We start from the raw sequence: 19582 nt of genomic DNA, 5'->3' as shown, positions 1-19582 counted from the left end.
AATAGAAAATAAACATAAGACCTCAATGGTAAATCAGACTTTGAGGTCTTTTTTATTTATGGACGAATACATAGACATTGTTGACCATAATGGTAAGCCTACAGGGACAACAGAATTAAAATCCGAAGCTCATAAAAACGGATGGTATCACAATACCATTCATCTCTGGTTATTTACTAAGAATGGAGAAGTTCTATTGCAGCAACGTTCTCATAAAAAAGCGATTTATGCTTTATTGTGGGATGTTTCAGTTGCTGGACATATTGATGCCGGAGAATCTTTTATTAAAGCCGCTTTAAGAGAGACAAAAGAAGAAATTGGTCTATCATTAGAATCTAAAAACCTTGTAAAGATTGGCGCAAAACTACATAAATCTATTTACGATAATGGAGCCATTAAAGATTTTGAATTTCATCAAGTATACATAGCAGAATTAAATGAAAAACTCGAAAATCTCATTCCACAAAAAGATGAAGTCGAAGCCTTAAAACTTGTATCTTTAAAGGAATTTGAAGAGTTATTATTACATAGCGAAACGAATAGCCATTTTGTTTCAACTAATAAAGACTATTACAGATTTGTAATAGATGCCATAAAAGACGTTTTAAACTCATGAATTTAATTTTTTGTGCTGTTGCACCTATATTAGCCATTCTCATTTATATCTATATTCAAGATAAATATGAAAAGGAGCCAGCAGGATTATTATTGCTTAGTTTTCTGTTTGGTGCTATAGTAAGCATCATCATAGTATCTATTATCTATGTGTTTACAGGTCATTTTATACCGATTACAAACGAGTTTAGTTTATGGCAACAATTTATCCAAGCGTTTATAGTAGTAGCATTATCAGAAGAGTTTAGTAAATATGTTATTGTAAAATACTTTGCGCAAACAAGAAAAGCTTTTAACGAACCTTTCGATGGTATTATTTATGCCGTTATGGTATCAATGGGCTTTGCATGTACAGAAAATATTCTTTATGTTCTACAAGGAGGTTATGAAGTAGCTATAATGAGAGCTTTCACAGCCGTTCCAGCTCACGCGACTTTTGGTATATTAATGGGCTACTTTATGGGCAAAGCAAAATTCTCAAATAACAGATTTAAACTAAACATAGCAGGTTTATTTTTAGCTGTTCTATTTCATGGAGCCTATGATTTCTTTTTGTTTATTAGATTTATCCCAGGTATTTCTATTGGTGCTTTTATCTCATTAATAATAGCCATAATTTTATCACGAAAAGCCATACGAATACACCAAGAAAAATCTCATTTTAAAACATGATAATATTCATATAATCGATACTATTAAATGCATAATTTTGCTATGATTTTTATACCAACTTTTAAAAACAGTTACATATGTACAAAGTAAAAGTTAATGATTCTCAACAGTTTGAATTAACTGAAGAAACTGTTGATGGACTAGACATTATTGAAACTTCAAAAAACAATTATCACATCTTAGAAAAGCATAAATCTACCAAAGCAAAATTGGTAGCTTCAAATTACAATTCAAAGCATTACGAAGTCAGTGTAAATAACAATACTTACAACGTTAAAATTTTAGATACGCTAGATCAGCGCATAGATGCCATGGGCTTTTCCTTAGGTGCTCTAAAACGAGTAAATTCTATAAAGGCACCAATGCCTGGACTAATTCTTGAAATCAACGTTAAAGTTGGTGATGAAGTCAAAGAAGATGACACACTACTTATTCTTGAAGCTATGAAAATGGAAAATGTAATTACTTCACCAAGAGATGGTGTTATAAAAACTATTTTGGTTGCTAAAGGTGATACTGTAGATAAAAATAAATTATTAATCGAATTCGAATAATATGCAAAAGATATTAGTTGCAAACCGAGGCGAAATAGCCATAAGAGTTATGCAAACCGCAAAGAAAATGGGCATTAAAACAGTTGCTGTCTTTTCTGAAGTAGACCGACATGCACCTCATGTAAAATTTGCTGATGAAGCTGTATGTATTGGTCCTGCTCCATCTAATCAATCTTACTTAAGAGGAGATAAGATTATAGAAGTGGCAAAGTCACTGAATGTAGATGGTATTCATCCTGGTTATGGATTCTTAAGTGAAAATGCTGAATTTGCTGAGTTGTGCGAAAAAAATAATGTGATATTCATTGGACCACGCTCAAAAGCCATACAAATGATGGGAGACAAATTAGCAGCAAAAGACGCTGTGAAGGATTATAATATCCCTATGGTTCCTGGTGTAGATAGAGCAGTGACTGACACAAAAGAAGCTGTACAAATTGCAAAAGACATCGGATTTCCAATACTGATTAAAGCTGCTGCAGGTGGTGGTGGAAAAGGAATGCGTGTAGTGGAGCAAGAAAAAGATGTAGAGGAACAAATGAAGCGTGCCATAAGTGAAGCAACCTCAGCATTTGGTGATGGATCTGTATTTGTTGAGAAATACGTTAGTTCACCACGACATATCGAGATTCAGGTTATGGCAGATAGCCACGGTAATGTATTACATTTCTTTGAACGCGAATGTAGTATTCAACGTCGTCACCAAAAAGTGGTAGAAGAAGCGCCATCTTCCATATTAACTCCAAAGTTAAGAGAAGAAATGGGTGAAGCAGCAATTAATGTTGCTAAATCTTGTGACTATTTAGGTGCAGGAACGGTAGAATTTTTAATGGACGCTGACCATAAGTTTTATTTTCTTGAAATGAATACGCGCTTACAGGTAGAACATCCAGTTTCCGAGATAATAGCTGGTGTTGATCTAGTTGAGCTACAAATAAAAGTGGCGCGAGGTGAAGAACTTCAAATCAAACAAGAGGATTTAAAAATTAATGGTCATGCCTTAGAACTTCGTGTTTATGCAGAAGATCCGTTAAATGACTTCCTGCCAAGTGTGGGAAATCTGGAGACCTATAAATTACCTGTTGGTGATGGTATTAGAGTAGATAACGGTTTTGAAGAAGGTATGGATATTCCTATCTATTATGACCCAATGTTGTCTAAATTAATTACCTATGGTAAAGACAGAGACGAGGCTATACAATTAATGATTAAGGCTATTGATAACTATCATATAAAAGGAGTTGAGACAACATTACCTTTTGGACGGTTTGTTTGCGAACATGAATCTTTTAAAAGTGGCAACTTTGATACGCATTTTGTCAAAAACTACTACTCACCTAGCCTTTTAGAAGCACAACATAAAGAAGAAGCTCAAATTGCAGCTCAAATTGCCTTGAAACGCTATTTAGAAGATCAAAAATTATTAAGACTACCAAACTAAGATATTATGGATTCAAAAATTAAAACACTAAATGAAAAATTAGAGTTAGCCAAATTAGGTGGTGGTCAGGCTCGTATTGATAAACAACATCAAAAGAAAAAATTAACAGCCAGAGAGCGTGTTAATTATCTTTTAGATGAAGGTTCTTTTGAGGAAATTGGTGCTTTAGTCACTCATAGAACTAAAGATTTTGGTATGGAAAACCAAAAGTTTTATGGTGATGGTGTCATTACAGGTTACGGAACTTTAGACGGTAGATTAGTTTACGTCTTTGCACAAGATTTTACGGTCTTTGGTGGTTCGTTATCCGAAACACATGCTGAAAAAATCTGTAAAATTATGGATATGGCGGTAAATGTTGGTGCACCAATAATAGGTTTAAATGACTCTGGTGGAGCACGTATACAAGAAGGCGTGCGTTCATTAGGAGGTTATGCAGATATCTTTTACAGAAATGTGCAAGCCTCTGGCGTTATTCCTCAAATTTCAGCCATAATGGGACCTTGCGCTGGTGGTGCAGTTTATTCTCCAGCCATGACTGACTTTACGATTATGGTTCAGGATACAAGTTATATGTTTGTCACAGGACCAAACGTAGTTAAAACAGTAACAAATGAAGAAGTCACCAGTGAAGAGTTAGGTGGCGCAACAGTTCATTCTATGAAATCTGGTGTGGCTCATAAAACATCTGGTAACGACGTAGAATGTCTTGAAGATGTCAAAAAATTAATAAGCTATTTACCACAAAGTAATCGTGAAAAACCAATAGATTTAGACTTTAATATTGAAGATGAAGTAAGAGATAGTCTCTCTACTATTGTTCCTGATAATCCAAATAAGCCATATGACATGTATAATGTTATTACTGGTATTATAGATGAGGACTCATTCTATGAAATCCATAAGGATTATGCAGAGAATATCATAGTAGGATTTGCGCGTCTAGGTGGAAAAAGTATCGGTATTGTTGCCAATCAACCTATGTTCCTGGCTGGTGTTCTTGGTGTAAAAAGTTCTAAAAAAGCAGCACGTTTTGTGCGCTTCTGCGATGCTTTTAATATTCCTCTTTTAGTTTTAGAAGATGTTCCTGGATTTTTACCAGGTACTGATCAGGAATGGAACGGCATTATATCTAACGGAGCTAAATTGTTATATGCCTTCAGCGAAGCTACAGTACCAAGAGTAACCGTAATTACGAGAAAAGCTTATGGAGGTGCTTATGATGTAATGAATTCTAAACACATTGGTGCAGATATGAACTTTGCATGGCCAGAAGCAGAAATAGCAGTAATGGGCGCAAAAGGTGCAGCCGAAATTATATTTAAGCGTGAAATTATGGCTGCTGAAGATCCGGAAGCGAAATGGAAGGAAAAAGAAGCTGATTATGCTGAGTTATTTGCAAACCCATACAGTGCTGCTGAGCGTGGATATATAGATGAAGTAATTCTTCCTAAAAATACCAGACGTAAATTAATTAAAGCGTTTAGTATGTTAGAGAATAAAGAAGTTAATAAACCTAAAAGAAAACATGGAAATATTCCGTTGTAAATAGGTTTACACGAATCATTATAGACCCATAATATGCTAAAGTATTATGGGGCTTTTTTTATAATTAATTAACACAGTTAAGGATAATTATTGACGTACTTTTGCGCCATGAAAATTCAAAAGCGTTCTCAGTTTGAATTTGTAGTACTTATGGCTGCACTAATGTCTATTGTTGCACTTTCAATTGATGCTGTTTTACCTGCCTTACCAATGATAGGTGATTATTTGAGTGTCACTAATCCTCTAGATAATCCAAAACTTATCACGTCAATATTTCTAGGACTAGGCATTGGTCAACTTATTTTTGGTCCTTTATCAGACAGTTTTGGTCGAAAACCAATTGTTTATGCTGGCTTTATATTATTTGTAATTGCATCCTTTATTTGTGTTACCACTAAAAGTTTTGAAATGATGATTTTTGGTCGTGTTCTCCAAGGTATAGGCCTGGCTTGTCCCAGAACGATGTGTATTGCTATGATCAGAGACTCTTACGAAGGTGATTATATGGCAAAGATAATTTCTATAGTAGTCATGGTATTTATTCTAGTACCTGTCGTGGCTCCCACACTCGGTCAGTTCTTAATGAATACTTATGGTTGGAAATCTATATTTACCTTTACTTCAATTTTTGGCGTTTTGGTAATGCTTTGGTTTTGGTTAAGACAACCCGAAACTTTAAAAGAGAAATATAGGATTCCTTATCGACTTAAAATATTTAAAACAGGGACGATTCAGTTTTTTAAAATTAAATCTGCAGTTATTTATACCTTACTTTCAGGATTTATCACTGGTTCCTTTATGGTATACCTTAGTACTTCTCAGCAAATATTTGAAAAGCAATACAATCTAGCGGAAGAATTTCCATTAATTTTTGCCAGTTTAGCCATTTCAGTTGGTTTAGCGACTTTTATGAACAGTCAGTTGGTGATTAGATATGGTATGAAGAAAATTGTACATATTGCCATGCTCAGCTTCGTTTTTATTTCATTAATATTCCTATTAATATATAATTCTGGTCAAAATCCTTCCATCGAAATATTGATAAGCTTCTTTGCGCTGCAGTTTTTTACTATAGGATTTTTATTTGGAAATCTTAGAGCTCTAGCTATGCAGCCTATGGGACATATAGCCGGAATTGGCTCTGCTCTTAATGGTTTTATTTCAACAGTTATGGCTGTACCTATTGCTAACTATATTGGTTCGTTTATAAATAATTCTGTAACGCCATTATTCATAGGTTTTCTTGTATGTGGTCTAGTATCAGTAATGTTGTTCTATTATAACAATAGTGAATTCAATAAATTATTCAGAGTTAAAAAATCCTAAACGGAGCGAAAAATCTGCTTTAATTTATTCAACAACATAATTACAGATGGCATTGGATCGCTAATCAAAAGTGGTAATGCTGTATTGTTCTTTAAATACTTGTACATAAAAATAAGCTGAGGTTTTTTTACTACTGTTTTTAGTAGTCCTTTAAGATTTAAGTATTGAATTTCCTTATAAAGTATTTTTGATTTTAATAATTCATCCTCTTTTAAGCTATATAGATAGGGAAAATTAACACCTGCTGCTGCCGAGGCATCTAATGAACTCCAGAATCTACCATTTATCTCTATAACTTTATAATCACTTGTTTCTTTGTCATATCTTAAGTCAATATGAGCCACGCCTGACCATTTTAATGACTCCATTAGTTGTTTAACAACTTCTAATAAACGATCATTAATTAAAAATTGTAATCCTATTGCTGGCGCATACTTCTGATTTCCAAACAATATTCCCTTTTGTATGGTATAGGCTTTAATCTTTCCATCATTGCATAACAAGCTACAATCTATATCGTATCCTTCAATAAATTCTTGTAACACGTAAACCTTTACAGACTTTTTCTTAGCTTCAAAATTTTTGACCTCTTCAATATTTTTTAAAATTTCAATTCCCTCACCACCACATCCAATAGCAGGTTTTGCAATAATTGGAAAATCTAAAGGTTCAATATTTATCTTATCATCTGAGGTATTATAAATGGTTGTTTTGGGATGTGGTATTTTATTTAATAAAAGATGTCTATAAAGTTTAGATTTATCCTTGGCATGAATATAAGTGTCCATGTCAGATAAATAAACAAGTTTTTCCTTTGCAACTATGAGATCTTGATGCTTAATAATTGATGTTATGCCTTCTTCACTTATTGGCATAATTACATCAACACTGTCACTTGAGACAATTTCATTTATGCAATTAATAAACCCTAATTCATCTTTATATGTAACGAATTTTATGTTTTTAATATAACGCGAATAACGCATTGGAAAATGTCTTGTATTAGACATTATTACTACCTTAAGTTGTTTAATTTTTACCAAGCAATGGACAACGCGCATAAGAAATGGGTGTTCACCATCTGGTATTAGAATAACCTTGTCTCTATGTTTATCTATAGTATTCAAATTTAGATTGCTTGTTTTCTTAATCTGGATTTACTAAAAACTAACGGTGATAAAAAGAGCAAAAAGGTCCATAAGAAAAGAATCATAGCTAAATACTTAGGTATTCCATTAAATAAGGCTCTTATTCCTAGCTGTATAAAAAGTAAAGCGTAAAAAAATCCTGGGCTATTCAATAAAACCTGAATTATAGCAGAATACCCAGTAATTGACTTATCATCTTTTATTAATTCTAAATTGTTATTTATTGAAGCATCCTTTTTATACCAAATTCTATTATCCCAATCTAAAAAACCCATTATTGCTATCAATTTTTCCATTGATTTGGGTTTGTATTTAAAAATTATTTGCTCTTTGGACCAATTTAAAAATGCTATAAGTATTATTAAAATATCTTCCATAAAAAACCCAAAGGATTCTCCTGTGAATGTAAATAGCATTGTATGGAAAACCAAAATAATTGCTATAGCACTAAATCGTAGTTTTGGAATAATTAGGAAGATCCCAATTAATAGTTCTGATAACATCGCTGTGTAAGAAGTTAACTTTGCCAATAATAAATCAGGCATCAGCTTAGACACGTTTATATAAAGCGGGTTTTCTAGCGCATTAGATAACCAATTATGCATAAATTGACCTGACCACCAATCTAATTCAATGGCCTTGTTAGTTAAAGCTCCAAAATATACTAAACTCAATTGAAAATAGATTAACCAAGGCACTTTGGATTTATCTGATAAACCAGACAATAAAAACATGCATCCAACAATAAACAAATGATTTCTAAAGAGTGGTTTGAGGCTATCAAACTTATAATTATTGTTAAGCCTAGTAAAATAGCTATAGACCTCACTTTTACATTAAAAAGTAAAAGCAAGCTAAATATAAGAAATAGTGATTTTGTTAAATATTCGAAAACCTGTGGGCTATCATTGAAAATATCAAATTGTGCGATAAAAGGTATAAACGGATCCTTTAAATAAAATAGAAAACCATGAGCATATAATAGTAATATTAATATTTTACACATCAAGAGTAAATTTGGTTTCATTGAAGTATCATATACTTTGAACGGAAGACCAAAAAAAGAAGATTGTAATTTTAACCTTAGTGCTTCCATCGTTTTTCTTTATGACCATTGGTACTATAAACAATTTCGACACTAGCATTATCATCCATACCATAGGTTTCTTCATACTGCTTTACAATTGAAAAAACATTATACATGCATCTTGGTTCCCAACCTTTGGATGTATACCTATAACGATTTTGCACGTCATATTCAGAGAGCCTTTTACCGTTAATGGTAACATTAATCTCATAATAAGAATGTTCATCATAAGGTGCCCAGCAAAAAAAGCGCTCAGGAATAAATCTGGCATAAATAATTGAGGACAGCTGAATTAACAGAAATGCAATTCCTATATAAATTAAAGTTTTTTGAGAAATTTTCAATCATAAAACATGATGGTTAACTCATTACAATATGCGAAAATCAGATTAACTTATAGCAATAATTAAGATGAAAGGATTATAAATCTGCCGAAGTAGTATTAATAAATCTAATTTTTAAAATATCTCTAAGCTTCCCTTACCTTCTCTAATTATTTCGGGAGGATCTGTAGCAAGGTCGATAATTGTAGATGCCTCATTACCACCATAACCACCATCAATAACAATATCTACCAAATTATCCCATTTTTCTAAAATCAACTCAGGATCAGTAGTGTATTCTAAAACATCGTCTTCATCTCTTATAGAAGTCGATACTATAGGATTACCTAAAGAAGAAACCAGCGCTAATGCAATAGAATTATCTGGTACTCTAATACCAACTGTTTTTCGCTTTTTAAACGGGTTTGGCAGACTCTTTGAACCTGGTAAAATAAAGGTATAAGCACCTGGCAAGGCACGTTTGAGAATTTTAAACGTGGTCGTGTCTATCTGTTTTACATAGTCACTTAGGTTACTCAAATCTTCGCAAACAAAAGAGAAGTTAGATTTTTCTAGTTTCACTCCTTTAATTTTTGCGATTCGTTCTAAAGCCTTAATGTTAGTGATATCACATCCTAGCCCATATACAGTATCAGTTGGGTAAATTACTAAACCACCACTTTTTAAGACATTTACAACCCTTTGAATAGCTTTAGGATTTGGGTTCTCAGGATATATTTTAATAAACTCGGCCATAGTTTAAGGTTAGCTGATTATTTCAAGCTTAGCAAAGCGTAATAGAAGTTTTTTAGTATCACCATTTTCAAACTTAATCTCAGCTTTCAAATCTCCACCAACACCTTCTATCTTTATAACTTCTCCTCGACCAAAGCGCTGATGATTAACGATATTGCCCACCGTTAACTTACTATCAAATAAATTAGACGTATGACTCGATTTACTGACCGGTTTAAGCTTTTTAGGAGTACTTATCTTAAAGTTTTCAGGTTTCTTTTTGGTTTCTTTCTTTTTAAACGTTGGTGTTTTTGGTTTAGCAAATCTGACTTTGTTAGGTTCTATGTCACCAAAAATAGAAGCATCTAACATTGGATTGAAACGTTGCTCTTTAAGAGGCGTGGTAATATTTACAAATTCGTCATCAATTTCTTCAATAAAGCGACTTGGCTCTGCATCTATTAATTTTCCCCATCGATAACGTGACAAAGTATAAGTTAAATACGCTTGCTTTTCGGCTCTGGTTAAAGCTACATAAAACAAACGTCGCTCTTCTTCAAGCTCACTTCTGGTATTCATGCTCATGGCACTAGGAAATAAATCTTCTTCCATACCTACAATAAAAACATGAGGAAACTCAAGTCCTTTCGCAAGATGAATAGTCATTAACGCAACATGATTAGGATCGCCTTTATCACCATCTAAATCCGTAGCTAGAGCAACATCTTCAAGAAATTCAGCCAACGAATCACCAGCATCCGCTAATTCTATTTGACCTTCTACAAAATCTTTAATACCATTCAATAATTCTTGAACATTATCCATTCTTGTTACTCCCTCTGGAGTGCCATCTTTATTTAACTCACGTATTAAACCACTCGTTTTAGCCACATGCTCAGCTAGGTCAAAGGCATTTGCAGTTTGATTCATTACCTTATAACTTTCTATAAGTGTAACAAAATCTTTGAGCTTATTTTTTGTTCCATTATTTATATTGACTGATTCATTATCAATATTTTTCATAATATCATAAATCGTTTTACCTGTCGCATTTGCAGCAACAACTAAACGATCTACCGTAGTCTGCCCTATTCCTCTTGCTGGATAATTGATAACACGTTTTAGTGCTTCTTCGTCTGAAGAATTAAGAATTAATCTCAAATAAGCAGTTACATCTTTAATTTCTTTTCGCTGGTAAAAAGACAATCCTCCATAAATACGATATGGAATATCACGCTTTCTTAATGCATCTTCAATAGCACGTGATTGGGCATTTGTTCTGTATAGCACCGCAAAATCGCTATTTGGTAATTGCTGATTCATTTTAGTTTCCCAAATAGTACTGGCCACATAACGCCCTTCATCACCATCAGTCATAGATCGGTGAACAATTACTTTATCTCCAATTTCATTGGCTGTCCATACAATTTTATCAAGCTTGGTTTTATTGTGCTCTATTACAGAATTAGCCGCTCCGACAATCATTTTGGTAGAACGGTAATTTTGCTCTAAACGATAGACTTTGACATCGTCATAGTCCTTTTGAAAATTGAGAATATTATTGATATTAGCACCACGGAATGCGTATATACTCTGTGCATCGTCACCAACAACACAGATATTCTGAAAACGATCTGACAATGCTCTGACGATAAGATATTGTGAATGGTTGGTATCTTGATACTCATCTACTAATATGTACCTAAACTTATTTTGGTACTGTGCTAGCACATTTGGAAAACGCGTCAGTAATTCATTAGTTCTAAGTAATAAATCATCAAAATCCATAGCACCAGCCTTAAAACAGCGGTCTACATATTCCTTGTAGATATCTCCCATTCTCGGTCGTCGTGCCATAGTATCGGCTTCCATTAATTCGGGATTACTGAAATAAGCTTTTACTGTAATCAGGCTATTTTTGTAAGATGAAATTCTACTGTAAATCTGTTTGGTCTTATAAATATCTTTATCCAGACCCATTTCTTTTATAATAGAACCTAACAGCTTTTGAGAATCTTGAGTATCATAAATTGTGAAATTACTCGGAAACCCAAGATGATGTCCTTCAAAACGTAAAATCTTAGCAAACACGGAGTGAAAAGTTCCCATCCACAAATTCTTTGCCTCACTATCTCCGACAATATCTGCAATTCTACCTTTCATTTCTCGAGCAGCTTTATTTGTAAAGGTCAATGCCAAAATATTGAAGGCATCTACTCCCTGACTCATCAAATAAGCAATACGATAAGTCAAAACACGTGTTTTACCAGAGCCTGCACCAGCAATGATTATCATTGGTCCATCTTTCTGTAAAGTAGGTGCTAATTGTGCGTCGTTAAGTTGACTAAGATACTTTTCCAAGACTGTTTTTTTCGAACTGTGAAAATACATATACTCTTAGGTTTTTCCATATTTAAAAACCAATAATTATAAACAATATATTAAGAGTTTTGTTTTATGAAATTTCAATATCTTAGTGCAAATTATTTTTAAGATGAGAACTATTTTTGCAGTATTCCTTTTTGTGTCTTCAATGGCTTTTGGTCAGAATTCATTAGAAGACGATATTATTAGTATTGAAGACAAACTTATTAATTGGCGTCACTATTTTCACCAAAATCCAGAATTATCTAATCGAGAATTTAAAACTGCAGAAAAAATTGCAGAACATCTTAAGTCACTTGGTTTAGAAGTAGAAACAGGAATAGCAAAAACAGGTGTCGTTGGGCTTTTAGAAGGAGATTTACCTGGTAAAGTTGTGGCGTTAAGAGCAGATATTGATGCACTTCCTGTGACAGAACGCAATGATTTACCTTTTAAATCTGAGGTTAGAACAACATTTTTAAATACAGAAACTGGTGTGATGCATGCTTGCGGACACGATACACACATTGCTATATTAATGGCAACGGCCGAAGTCTTATCTAAGCATAAAGACAAGATTAAAGGCACCATAAAATTTATTTTTCAACCTGCTGAAGAAGGTCCGCCACCAGGCGAAGAAGGTGGTGCAAAACTAATGATAAAAGAAGGTGTACTAGAAAACCCTAAAGTTGATGCTATTTTTGGACTACACATCAATTCGGAAACTCCAATTGGCACAATTAAGTATAAAACTGGTGGTATTATGGCCTCTGTGGAACGTTTTGTTATTAAGGTAAAAGGAAAGCAAACGCATGGTTCGCAACCTTGGTCTGGTGTTGATCCTATTCTTATCTCCGCAAAAATCATTGATGGACTACAAACCATTATTAGCCGAGAAGCACGCCTAATTGATGAAGCTGCAGTAATAACCGTTGGAAAAATAACTTCTGGTACACGATTTAATATTATACCAGAATCAGCTGAAATGATTGGTACCGTAAGAACTTTAGATCCTAAAATGCGTTTAATGATTGAAAAACGCATGAAAGAAATGACTAAAACTATAGCTGAGGCTTATGGTGGTGAGGCAACTATTACATTTCAAAATAACACATCTATTACTTTTAATGATCCTGATTTAACAGCTCAAATATTACCATCATTACATAAGGTCGCAGGAGAAGACAATGTGCAACTCATGAAAGCCACTACTGGCGGTGAAGATTTTTCATATTTTCAAGAAGTGGTACCAGGTGTCTATTTCTTTCTAGGTGGTCTGACACCAGGGAGTACAGAAGCCTTTCCACATCATACACCCGATTTTAAAATTGATGATAGTGGCATGTTACTCGGAGTAAAAGCATTCACGCAACTAACTTTAGATTATTTAAATAACTAAAAAATGGATGCAATCTTAGAATTCTTAGGACGAATTCCTTGGTGGCTATGGATTATTGTTGTTTTAGTGGTTATAGCTATCAGAGATATTTTCCAACGGAAACACACCATTGTTAGAAATTTTCCGATAGTCGGGCATTTTAGATATTTTCTTGAAGGTATTGGTCCAGAATTGCGCCAATATTTAGTAGCTAATAACCGAGAAGAACTTCCATTTAACCGTATAGAACGTGGTTGGGTCTACGCTTCTTCAAAAAATGAAAACAATTATGAAGGGTTTGGTACCGATAGAGATATTTATGCCCATCAACATATTTTTGTAAATAATGCGATGCTTCCTTTTAAAATTGAAAAGGATCACCCGAATGCCATAGATAAAACATTCTTACCCTGTGCAAAGGTTATGGGAGCTTACAATAAAAGGCGAAAACCTTACAGACCAGCATCGATTATAAACGTATCTGCAATGAGTTTTGGCTCACTCTCTGCTAAGGCTATAGAATCTCTTAATAAAGGTATTAAAATCGCTCACGCTTATCATAACACAGGGGAAGGTGGACTATCACCTTATCACAGTAATGGTGGTGATGTGGTATTTCATTTTGGAACCGGTTATTTTGGAGTTCGATCTGATGATGGCAATTTCTCTATGGATAAAATGAAAAAACTGGTTAAAGACAATCCTTTTATTCGTGCTATAGAAGTTAAATTATCACAAGGTGCAAAACCTGGTAAAGGTGGTGTATTACCAGGAGAAAAAATAACACAAGAAATTGCAGACATACGTGGTGTAGAAGTTGGTAAAACTGTATTATCACCACCCAATCACAAAGCCTTTTCTACTATACCTGAAATGGTAAATTTCATTGAAGCTATTGCTGAAGAAACCGGCTTACCTGTTGGTATTAAAGCAGCAATTGGAAAACTCGGTCAGTGGGAGGAGTTGGCAGATATTATGTTAGAAACGGGAAAAGGTCCCGATTTTATTACTGTAGATGGTGGTGAAGGTGGTACTGGTGCTGCACCACCAAGCTTTGCAGATCATGTTTCATTACCTTGGGTGTACGGTTTTGGTGATTTATACAAACTTTTTAAAGACAAAGGACTAACCGAACGCATTGTATTTATTGGAAGTGGTAAACTTGGATTTCCTGCTAAGGCCGCTATGGCTTTTGCTATGGGAGCAGACTGCATTAACGTAGCAAGAGAAGCCATGATGAGTATAGGATGTATTCAGGCACAGGTTTGTGACACCAATCGATGTCCTACTGGTATTGCCACCCAAAGTAAATGGCTGCAACGCGGTATAGATATTACTTTAAAATCTGAGCGCTTAGCACAATATTTTAAAACTTTTAGAAAAGAGCTTATTGAAATCGCACATGCTGCAGGTTATGAGCATCCTTGTCAATTTACAATGGACGACATTGACGTTAATGTTGATGATCATAACCTATCAGAAGATTTAAGTAGAACATATCATTATCATAAAACCAAAGTACCATTTATTTCTATGCAACATTTAAAAGATTGTGAGTATCTTGGTGGTCAATTAAATTCAAATTAAACTGATGGATATAGACAAAATTATAGAGTTACTTTTAAGTTTATTACCAGCATTAATTGTTGGAGCTATTGCTTATTATTTCTTTAAGCAACACATACAAAATGAAGATGGAAGAAGACGCTTTTTATTACAAAAAGATATGCAAAAAGAAGCTTTTCCTTTACGCCTACAAGCTTATGAACGTATGGCGCTATTTTTAGAACGCATTGCACCTTCAAAACTATTAACAAGAGTACATCCAACGTCTTCAAATAAAGAAGATTATGAGAATCTACTTATAGCAAATATTCAACAAGAATTTGAACATAATTTATCACAACAAATCTACGTGAGTGATGAATGTTGGAACATTATTTTAGCCGCAAAGAATGCAACGATTCAGCTGATTAGAAAATCTAATATGTTAGAGAAAACTGATACCGCAAATAAGTTACAAGAAGTTATCTTAACCGAGCTTATGGATAAGCAACCACCAAGTGGAGCTGCCCTAGCGTTTATTAAAGAAGAGGTTAGTGAAATGTGGTAATTACTGAGCATGCTTTTCCAAGGCATAATCAAAACCTTGCTTCCACCATTTTTCCATTAATCGTTTGCTGAAAATTAAAGAGTTTTCCGTAAGGCTTGTTGGCGTGTAATATAAATTAAGTTTTACATCTCTATTTTTTGCAGCGAGCTTTCCAATCAATATGTCATTCCTCTCTACCTGATCAAGAAGATGCCCAAACAAGTTCATCATTAGTGAAAACGGGTTTTTACCTAGTACACGCTGTTTACCTAAGTTTTCAGCTTCTAAAACAACAGCATCAACCTCTGTAGCACCTCTTTGAATAGCTTCTCTAATAGGGATTACACAACCCAAACCACCATCAGCATACTCATAACCATTCATCGTTGCTAAAGACATAAACGGTATGTAATTACAAGAAATCCATATCCAATTACAGAATTCTTCATAGGTACAATCATTTATAGATTTATACTCTACTCTATTCATTGAAAGATTAGAAACAGTCACTACGACATCTTGTTTTGTTTCTTTAATCTTCCGATACTCTTCTAAAGTAAAATTTCTTCGAATATTTCGTTTTAACGCCTTACTCTCGCCAAAAGTTCGTTTTAGCTTAATGAATTGCCACAAGGAATTCACAAAGTCAATAGAAACATATTCTCTATCACCTTTTTTACGCTGAACGAAAGGACTGACACTAAAAATATCTTGCTGCTGTACGTTGGTGAAAATATTGTACAATTTTGAAATGTTGTTTACAGCTAAGTGAGGCACCAATAAGCTTCCGGTAGAAGTTCCTAAGAACATATCGTAATTGCGATTTTCACGCTCCATTAAATACTGTGCAACACCACCTGCAAAAGCACCTTTACTTCCTCCTCCCGATATCACTAATGCTCGCATTAATCTTGTTTTTGTTGTGATTTTTCTATTTGCTGTTTTGCAAACTTAACCAATCTCCAGTTATGATGCGATTTAGCATTCTCTAAGTTGGATTTACACTTATCATTACACGACTTTATAAGATCTAAATACCGAAAAGCCTTAATTCTTAAATCTGCATTGTACTTCTCACCTGTATAACTTACGAGTTCATCGTAGATAACTTGTTTATTATCTGCCTGATAATATGGTGTATTCAGATTTAAAACCAACCACAACAATCGGACATTCTTATCACTAAACCCATGAATGTTTCGTGTTTTAGTAAGATATTTAGAGCGCTCTAATGGAAAATTAACCCAAAGATTATATAAGGCATTTTCAATTGTTATATACGATTTGTCATCGAGTAATGATTCGTATTCCTCTTTAAACTCTTTAGAGATTTTAGTGACATATTGCGAAATAGCTTGCCTAACTTTTAGACCACTCTTAAACACATCTTTAGTCACCAATTCTGGTGCTTGAGAAATAATCTTCACTTTTGCCTCGTCTGATGCATAATACTTAAGGTATTCACTGCATTTAGAATTTTTAACCTCACAGTCTATCATTAAATACTCATTAATAAATGTAGATTGTGTTTTTAGCAAATTTAAAGCACTATCTACTGGAAAGTTCTTTGCTTTTATCCAATAATTCACGAAGCTAGTTAAAGATTGACCGTACAGACGCTCAACTTCGTTGATAAAATTAGACGTTTGCACATTTTCAAACTGATGTTTTTTCAAGTAATTCTTTATAGCGATTTTAAACACCTTATTACCGACTATAGTACGCAGAGCATGCAAAACCCAAGCACCACGCTGATAAAAGGTTAAACTACTGGATTTAGGATTTAATAAGGACGTCCCATTACCTTCTAAATCTTGACGACCTAAATCCACAATAGATTCATACAACTTGAAATAAAAATAGTCATCACCAAAAACTTCACGCTCAGCTAACAAGGCATAATATGTCGCAAATCCTTCTTGTAACCAATGGTACTCACCAGATGTTGCGGTTACTAAATTTCCAAACCATTGATGCGCTAATTCATGCGCATTAACGTTAACGTAATTTTTATCATTAAAACCAATAGAATCTACCACGAAGGCATCAGAAAAAATAGTACAACTTGTGTTCTCCATACCAGCATATAGAAAATCGTGCACTGGCACTTGCTTATAATTTTGCCATGGAAAAGCAAAACCTATTTCTTCTTCTAAAAAATCAAACATTTGCTTTGAGTAGCGATACGTTGGCTCAACTTTTAAAGAATCTTCGGGATAGTAGTAATATTCCAACGGAATCCCATTTTTGGAGGTTTCTGTTTTTTTGCTGTATTTACCAAGTGCTACTGCCGCCAAATAACTCGACATTGGTTTTTCCATATCATAGCTCCAAAGAATACTCCCTGCAGTTTCCTCTTTAGATTTTAATTTACCGTTTGAAATAATTTCATAACCTTTAGGACCTAAAAACTTCAGATCAAATTCTATTTTATCATTAGTATCATCTATACTCGGCAACCAATTACTTGTATACTTTCCTTGACCTTGTGTCCAGATTTGATTTCTCCCTTCATTTTCCCAACCCAAAAAATACATCGCTTTTTTTGGTGCATTAAAAAAAATGAAACTCAATTTATGTTCTGAGTCTTTCTGAAAATCACCATAAATAATCAGCTTCTTATCATTATTTTTATATGTTACTGCAACTTCATTTAGTGCCACGTGCCTAAACTCCATATTAACAGCGTCTAAATAAATTGAATCTGTTTGCTTTAGAATCTTAAAATCAACCTCATAAGTATTATATATCGTACTATCAACTGTTAATTGATTAAAAACCACTAAGGCTTCGACCTTTCTAAAATCAACTACATCAGTTTGCTGAGCAAAGGAAATACTCATTACAAAAGAGCAAAAAACAACAAGAATTCTATTCATAATTAGATTTAAGCAAGAATAAGACCAAATTACAATATTTTGTTATTTCAAAAGAAGAACCTTCGAGAAATCTCACAGTGAAAAGCTTATGCGCTTTACCCTGAATGACAAAATAATAAGAGATTCTTTTTTACAAAGTAATTGAGTAATTTCGCGCTATGAGTGTGAATTTACAAACTCCGATTGATTACCTCAAAGGCGTTGGTCCAAACAGAGCAGACTTATTACGCTCTGAGCTTGGTATTCACACCTACCAGGATCTTATCAATTTGTTTCCAAATCGCTATATAGATCGCACTAAATACTATAAGATTAACGAGCTGCAACGCAATAATGCAGAGGTTCAGATTATCGGTACCATTACAGGGTTTAGAGAAGTGGCTCAAAAACGCGGTAAACGCCTGGTGGCAGATTTTAGAGATGACACAGGTATTATGGAGTTAGTTTGGTTCAGAGGCCAGAAATGGATCAGAGAAAGCCTTAAAGTCAATCAGCCTTATGTGATTTTTGGTAAAACCAACTGGTTTAGCGGTAAGTATAGTATGCCTCATCCAGAATTAGAGTTGCAATCCGAACACGACAGTAATTTACGTTCTGCTATGCAAGCCATTTATCCATCAACTGAAAAATTATCAAATAAAGGCATTACCAATAAGGTCATCACAAAAATAATGCAACAATTGTTCCTTGAAACTAAAGGTCGCTTTATTGAAACCTTATCAGATTCTATTAAAGGTGAATTGAAATTACTTTCAAAATCAGAGGCACTTTTTAATATTCATTTTCCGAAGACTCCAGAGCTACTTTCAAGAGCACAATTCAGATTAAAATTTGAAGAATTATTTTACATTCAGTTGCAATTGATTTTGAAAAATTTAATTCATAAATCAAAAATTAAGGGCTTTACTTTTGATAAAGTCGGAGACTATTTTAATACGTTTTATAAAGCGCATTTACCTTTCGAATTAACCAATGCACAGAAGCGTGTTCTGAAAGAAATACGAAATGATTTAGGTAGCAATGCGCAGATGAATCGCCTTTTACAAGGAGATGTAGGCTCAGGAAAAACCATAGTTGCATTCATGTCAATGCTTATGGGACTTGACAACGGGTTTCAATGCTGCTTAATGGCTCCGACTGAAATTTTGTCAGTTCAACACTATAACGGATTAAGTGAATTAGCTAATAAATTGAATATCAGTATTTCACTATTAACTGGCTCAAGTAAAACTTCAGAACGTAAAGAAATTCATGAAAATCTTGAAAATGGTAATTTACAGATCCTAATTGGTACACATGCGCTACTAGAAGATAAAGTAAAATTTAAAAATTTAGGGCTAGCAATTATTGACGAACAGCATCGTTTTGGAGTCGCACAGCGAAGTAAATTATGGCACAAAAATACCACTCCTCCACATGT

The 19582-nt window shown here is 33.9% G+C and carries 17 protein-coding genes; 10 read left to right on the top strand and 7 right to left on the bottom strand.

Going from position 1 to position 19582, the window contains the following annotated elements:
* The 6 genes from ACTG3Y_RS10455 to ACTG3Y_RS10430 form a co-directional block, all read left to right on the top strand.
* The coding region (locus ACTG3Y_RS10455) for an NUDIX hydrolase (RefSeq protein ID WP_439152871.1) at positions 1–616 on the top strand (616 nt) is incomplete at its 5' end.
* Positions 613–1287, top strand: a complete 675-nt coding sequence (locus ACTG3Y_RS10450; RefSeq protein WP_439152870.1) for a PrsW family intramembrane metalloprotease — start codon at positions 613–615, stop codon at positions 1285–1287. The genes ACTG3Y_RS10455 and ACTG3Y_RS10450, both read left to right, overlap by 4 nt.
* Positions 1288–1364: 77 nt before the next feature.
* Positions 1365–1841, top strand: a complete 477-nt coding sequence (locus ACTG3Y_RS10445) for a biotin/lipoyl-containing protein (RefSeq protein WP_439152869.1) — start codon at positions 1365–1367, stop codon at positions 1839–1841.
* A 1-nt stretch (position 1842) separates the two neighbouring features.
* Entirely contained in the window at positions 1843–3282 is a 1440-nt protein-coding gene (gene accC, locus ACTG3Y_RS10440; RefSeq protein WP_439152868.1) for an acetyl-CoA carboxylase biotin carboxylase subunit, read from the top strand.
* A gap of 6 nt (positions 3283–3288) precedes the next feature.
* Complete coding sequence (locus ACTG3Y_RS10435) at positions 3289–4830, top strand: acyl-CoA carboxylase subunit beta (protein ID WP_439152867.1); 1542 nt, start codon at positions 3289–3291, stop codon at positions 4828–4830.
* A 108-nt stretch (positions 4831–4938) separates the two neighbouring features.
* The gene (locus tag ACTG3Y_RS10430) at positions 4939–6156 is read left to right on the top strand and encodes a multidrug effflux MFS transporter (RefSeq protein WP_439152866.1); all 1218 of its coding nucleotides are present in this window, start codon (positions 4939–4941) and stop codon (positions 6154–6156) included.
* Here ACTG3Y_RS10430 and ACTG3Y_RS10425 read toward each other — a convergent pair.
* From ACTG3Y_RS10425 to ACTG3Y_RS10405, 5 genes are all read right to left on the bottom strand, one after another.
* Positions 6153–7283 (bottom strand): ATP-grasp domain-containing protein, encoded by a 1131-nt coding sequence (locus ACTG3Y_RS10425; protein WP_439152865.1) that lies wholly within the window; start codon positions 7281–7283, stop codon positions 6153–6155. The genes ACTG3Y_RS10430 and ACTG3Y_RS10425 overlap by 4 nt on opposite strands.
* 2 nt (positions 7284–7285) lie before the next feature.
* A complete protein-coding gene (locus ACTG3Y_RS10420; protein WP_439152864.1) occupies positions 7286–8038 on the bottom strand; it encodes an HTTM domain-containing protein in 753 nt (250 codons plus the stop codon).
* 349 nt (positions 8039–8387) lie between these two features.
* Positions 8388–8735 carry a hypothetical protein gene (locus ACTG3Y_RS10415; RefSeq protein ID WP_439152863.1) on the bottom strand — a complete coding sequence of 116 codons (348 nt, stop codon included), beginning with the start codon at positions 8733–8735 and terminating at the stop codon, positions 8388–8390.
* A 114-nt stretch (positions 8736–8849) separates the two neighbouring features.
* A complete protein-coding gene (locus tag ACTG3Y_RS10410; RefSeq protein ID WP_439152862.1) occupies positions 8850–9470 on the bottom strand; it encodes an L-threonylcarbamoyladenylate synthase in 621 nt (206 codons plus the stop codon).
* A gap of 9 nt (positions 9471–9479) precedes the next feature.
* A complete protein-coding gene (locus tag ACTG3Y_RS10405; RefSeq protein WP_439152861.1) occupies positions 9480–11810 on the bottom strand; it encodes an ATP-dependent helicase in 2331 nt (776 codons plus the stop codon).
* A gap of 133 nt (positions 11811–11943) precedes the next feature.
* Here ACTG3Y_RS10405 and ACTG3Y_RS10400 point away from each other — a divergent pair, with 133 nt between their 5' ends.
* The 3 genes from ACTG3Y_RS10400 to ACTG3Y_RS10390 are packed head-to-tail and all read left to right on the top strand — an operon-like array spanning position 11944 to position 15304.
* Complete coding sequence (locus ACTG3Y_RS10400) at positions 11944–13212, top strand: amidohydrolase (RefSeq protein ID WP_439152860.1); 1269 nt, start codon at positions 11944–11946, stop codon at positions 13210–13212.
* 3 nt (positions 13213–13215) lie between these two features.
* Positions 13216–14778: an FMN-binding glutamate synthase family protein gene (locus ACTG3Y_RS10395; protein ID WP_439152859.1), complete on the top strand. Its 1563-nt coding sequence runs from the start codon at positions 13216–13218 to the stop codon at positions 14776–14778.
* A gap of 4 nt (positions 14779–14782) precedes the next feature.
* Complete coding sequence (locus tag ACTG3Y_RS10390) at positions 14783–15304, top strand: hypothetical protein (RefSeq protein WP_439152858.1); 522 nt, start codon at positions 14783–14785, stop codon at positions 15302–15304.
* Here the strand turns inward: ACTG3Y_RS10390 and ACTG3Y_RS10385 are convergent, their stop codons facing one another.
* Positions 15305–16189, bottom strand: coding sequence for a patatin-like phospholipase family protein (locus tag ACTG3Y_RS10385; protein ID WP_439152857.1), 885 nt, complete (start codon positions 16187–16189; stop codon positions 15305–15307). It abuts the gene before it with no gap.
* On the bottom strand, positions 16189–18126 hold the full coding sequence (locus ACTG3Y_RS10380) for a M1 family metallopeptidase (RefSeq protein WP_439152856.1): 1938 nt from the start codon (positions 18124–18126) through the stop codon (positions 16189–16191). Before ACTG3Y_RS10380 ends, ACTG3Y_RS10385 begins: the two co-directional genes overlap by 1 nt.
* A gap of 194 nt (positions 18127–18320) precedes the next feature.
* Between ACTG3Y_RS10380 and ACTG3Y_RS10375 the strand changes: the two genes are divergently transcribed.
* Positions 18321–19582, top strand: a 1262-nt coding sequence (locus ACTG3Y_RS10375) for an ATP-dependent DNA helicase RecG (protein WP_439152855.1), incomplete at its 3' end; no start/stop codon positions are given.

Origin of the sequence: Winogradskyella sp. (assembly GCF_965656915.1) — a bacterium.
In the GTDB taxonomy this organism is placed as follows: domain Bacteria; phylum Bacteroidota; class Bacteroidia; order Flavobacteriales; family Flavobacteriaceae; genus Winogradskyella.
This window is presented reverse-complemented; position numbering and strand designations above follow the sequence as displayed.

Excerpts from the sequence above, each read along its gene's own strand:
- ACTG3Y_RS10400 (WP_439152860.1), top strand. The coding sequence starts at position 11,944 with ATGAGAACTATTTTTGCAGTATTCCTTTTTGTGTCTTCAATGGCTTTT.
- ACTG3Y_RS10410 (WP_439152862.1), bottom strand. The coding sequence starts at position 9,470 with ATGGCCGAGTTTATTAAAATATATCCTGAGAACCCAAATCCTAAAGCT.
- ACTG3Y_RS10395 (WP_439152859.1), top strand. The coding sequence starts at position 13,216 with ATGGATGCAATCTTAGAATTCTTAGGACGAATTCCTTGGTGGCTATGG.
- ACTG3Y_RS10445 (WP_439152869.1), top strand. The coding sequence starts at position 1,365 with ATGTACAAAGTAAAAGTTAATGATTCTCAACAGTTTGAATTAACTGAA.
- ACTG3Y_RS10380 (WP_439152856.1), bottom strand. The coding sequence starts at position 18,126 with ATGAGTATTTCCTTTGCTCAGCAAACTGATGTAGTTGATTTTAGAAAG.
- ACTG3Y_RS10430 (WP_439152866.1), top strand. The coding sequence starts at position 4,939 with ATGAAAATTCAAAAGCGTTCTCAGTTTGAATTTGTAGTACTTATGGCT.
- ACTG3Y_RS10385 (WP_439152857.1), bottom strand. The coding sequence starts at position 16,189 with ATGCGAGCATTAGTGATATCGGGAGGAGGAAGTAAAGGTGCTTTTGCA.
- ACTG3Y_RS10450 (WP_439152870.1), top strand. The coding sequence starts at position 613 with ATGAATTTAATTTTTTGTGCTGTTGCACCTATATTAGCCATTCTCATT.
- ACTG3Y_RS10420 (WP_439152864.1), bottom strand. The coding sequence starts at position 8,038 with ATGTTTTTATTGTCTGGTTTATCAGATAAATCCAAAGTGCCTTGGTTA.
- ACTG3Y_RS10390 (WP_439152858.1), top strand. The coding sequence starts at position 14,783 with ATGGATATAGACAAAATTATAGAGTTACTTTTAAGTTTATTACCAGCA.
- ACTG3Y_RS10435 (WP_439152867.1), top strand. The coding sequence starts at position 3,289 with ATGGATTCAAAAATTAAAACACTAAATGAAAAATTAGAGTTAGCCAAA.
- accC (WP_439152868.1), top strand. The coding sequence starts at position 1,843 with ATGCAAAAGATATTAGTTGCAAACCGAGGCGAAATAGCCATAAGAGTT.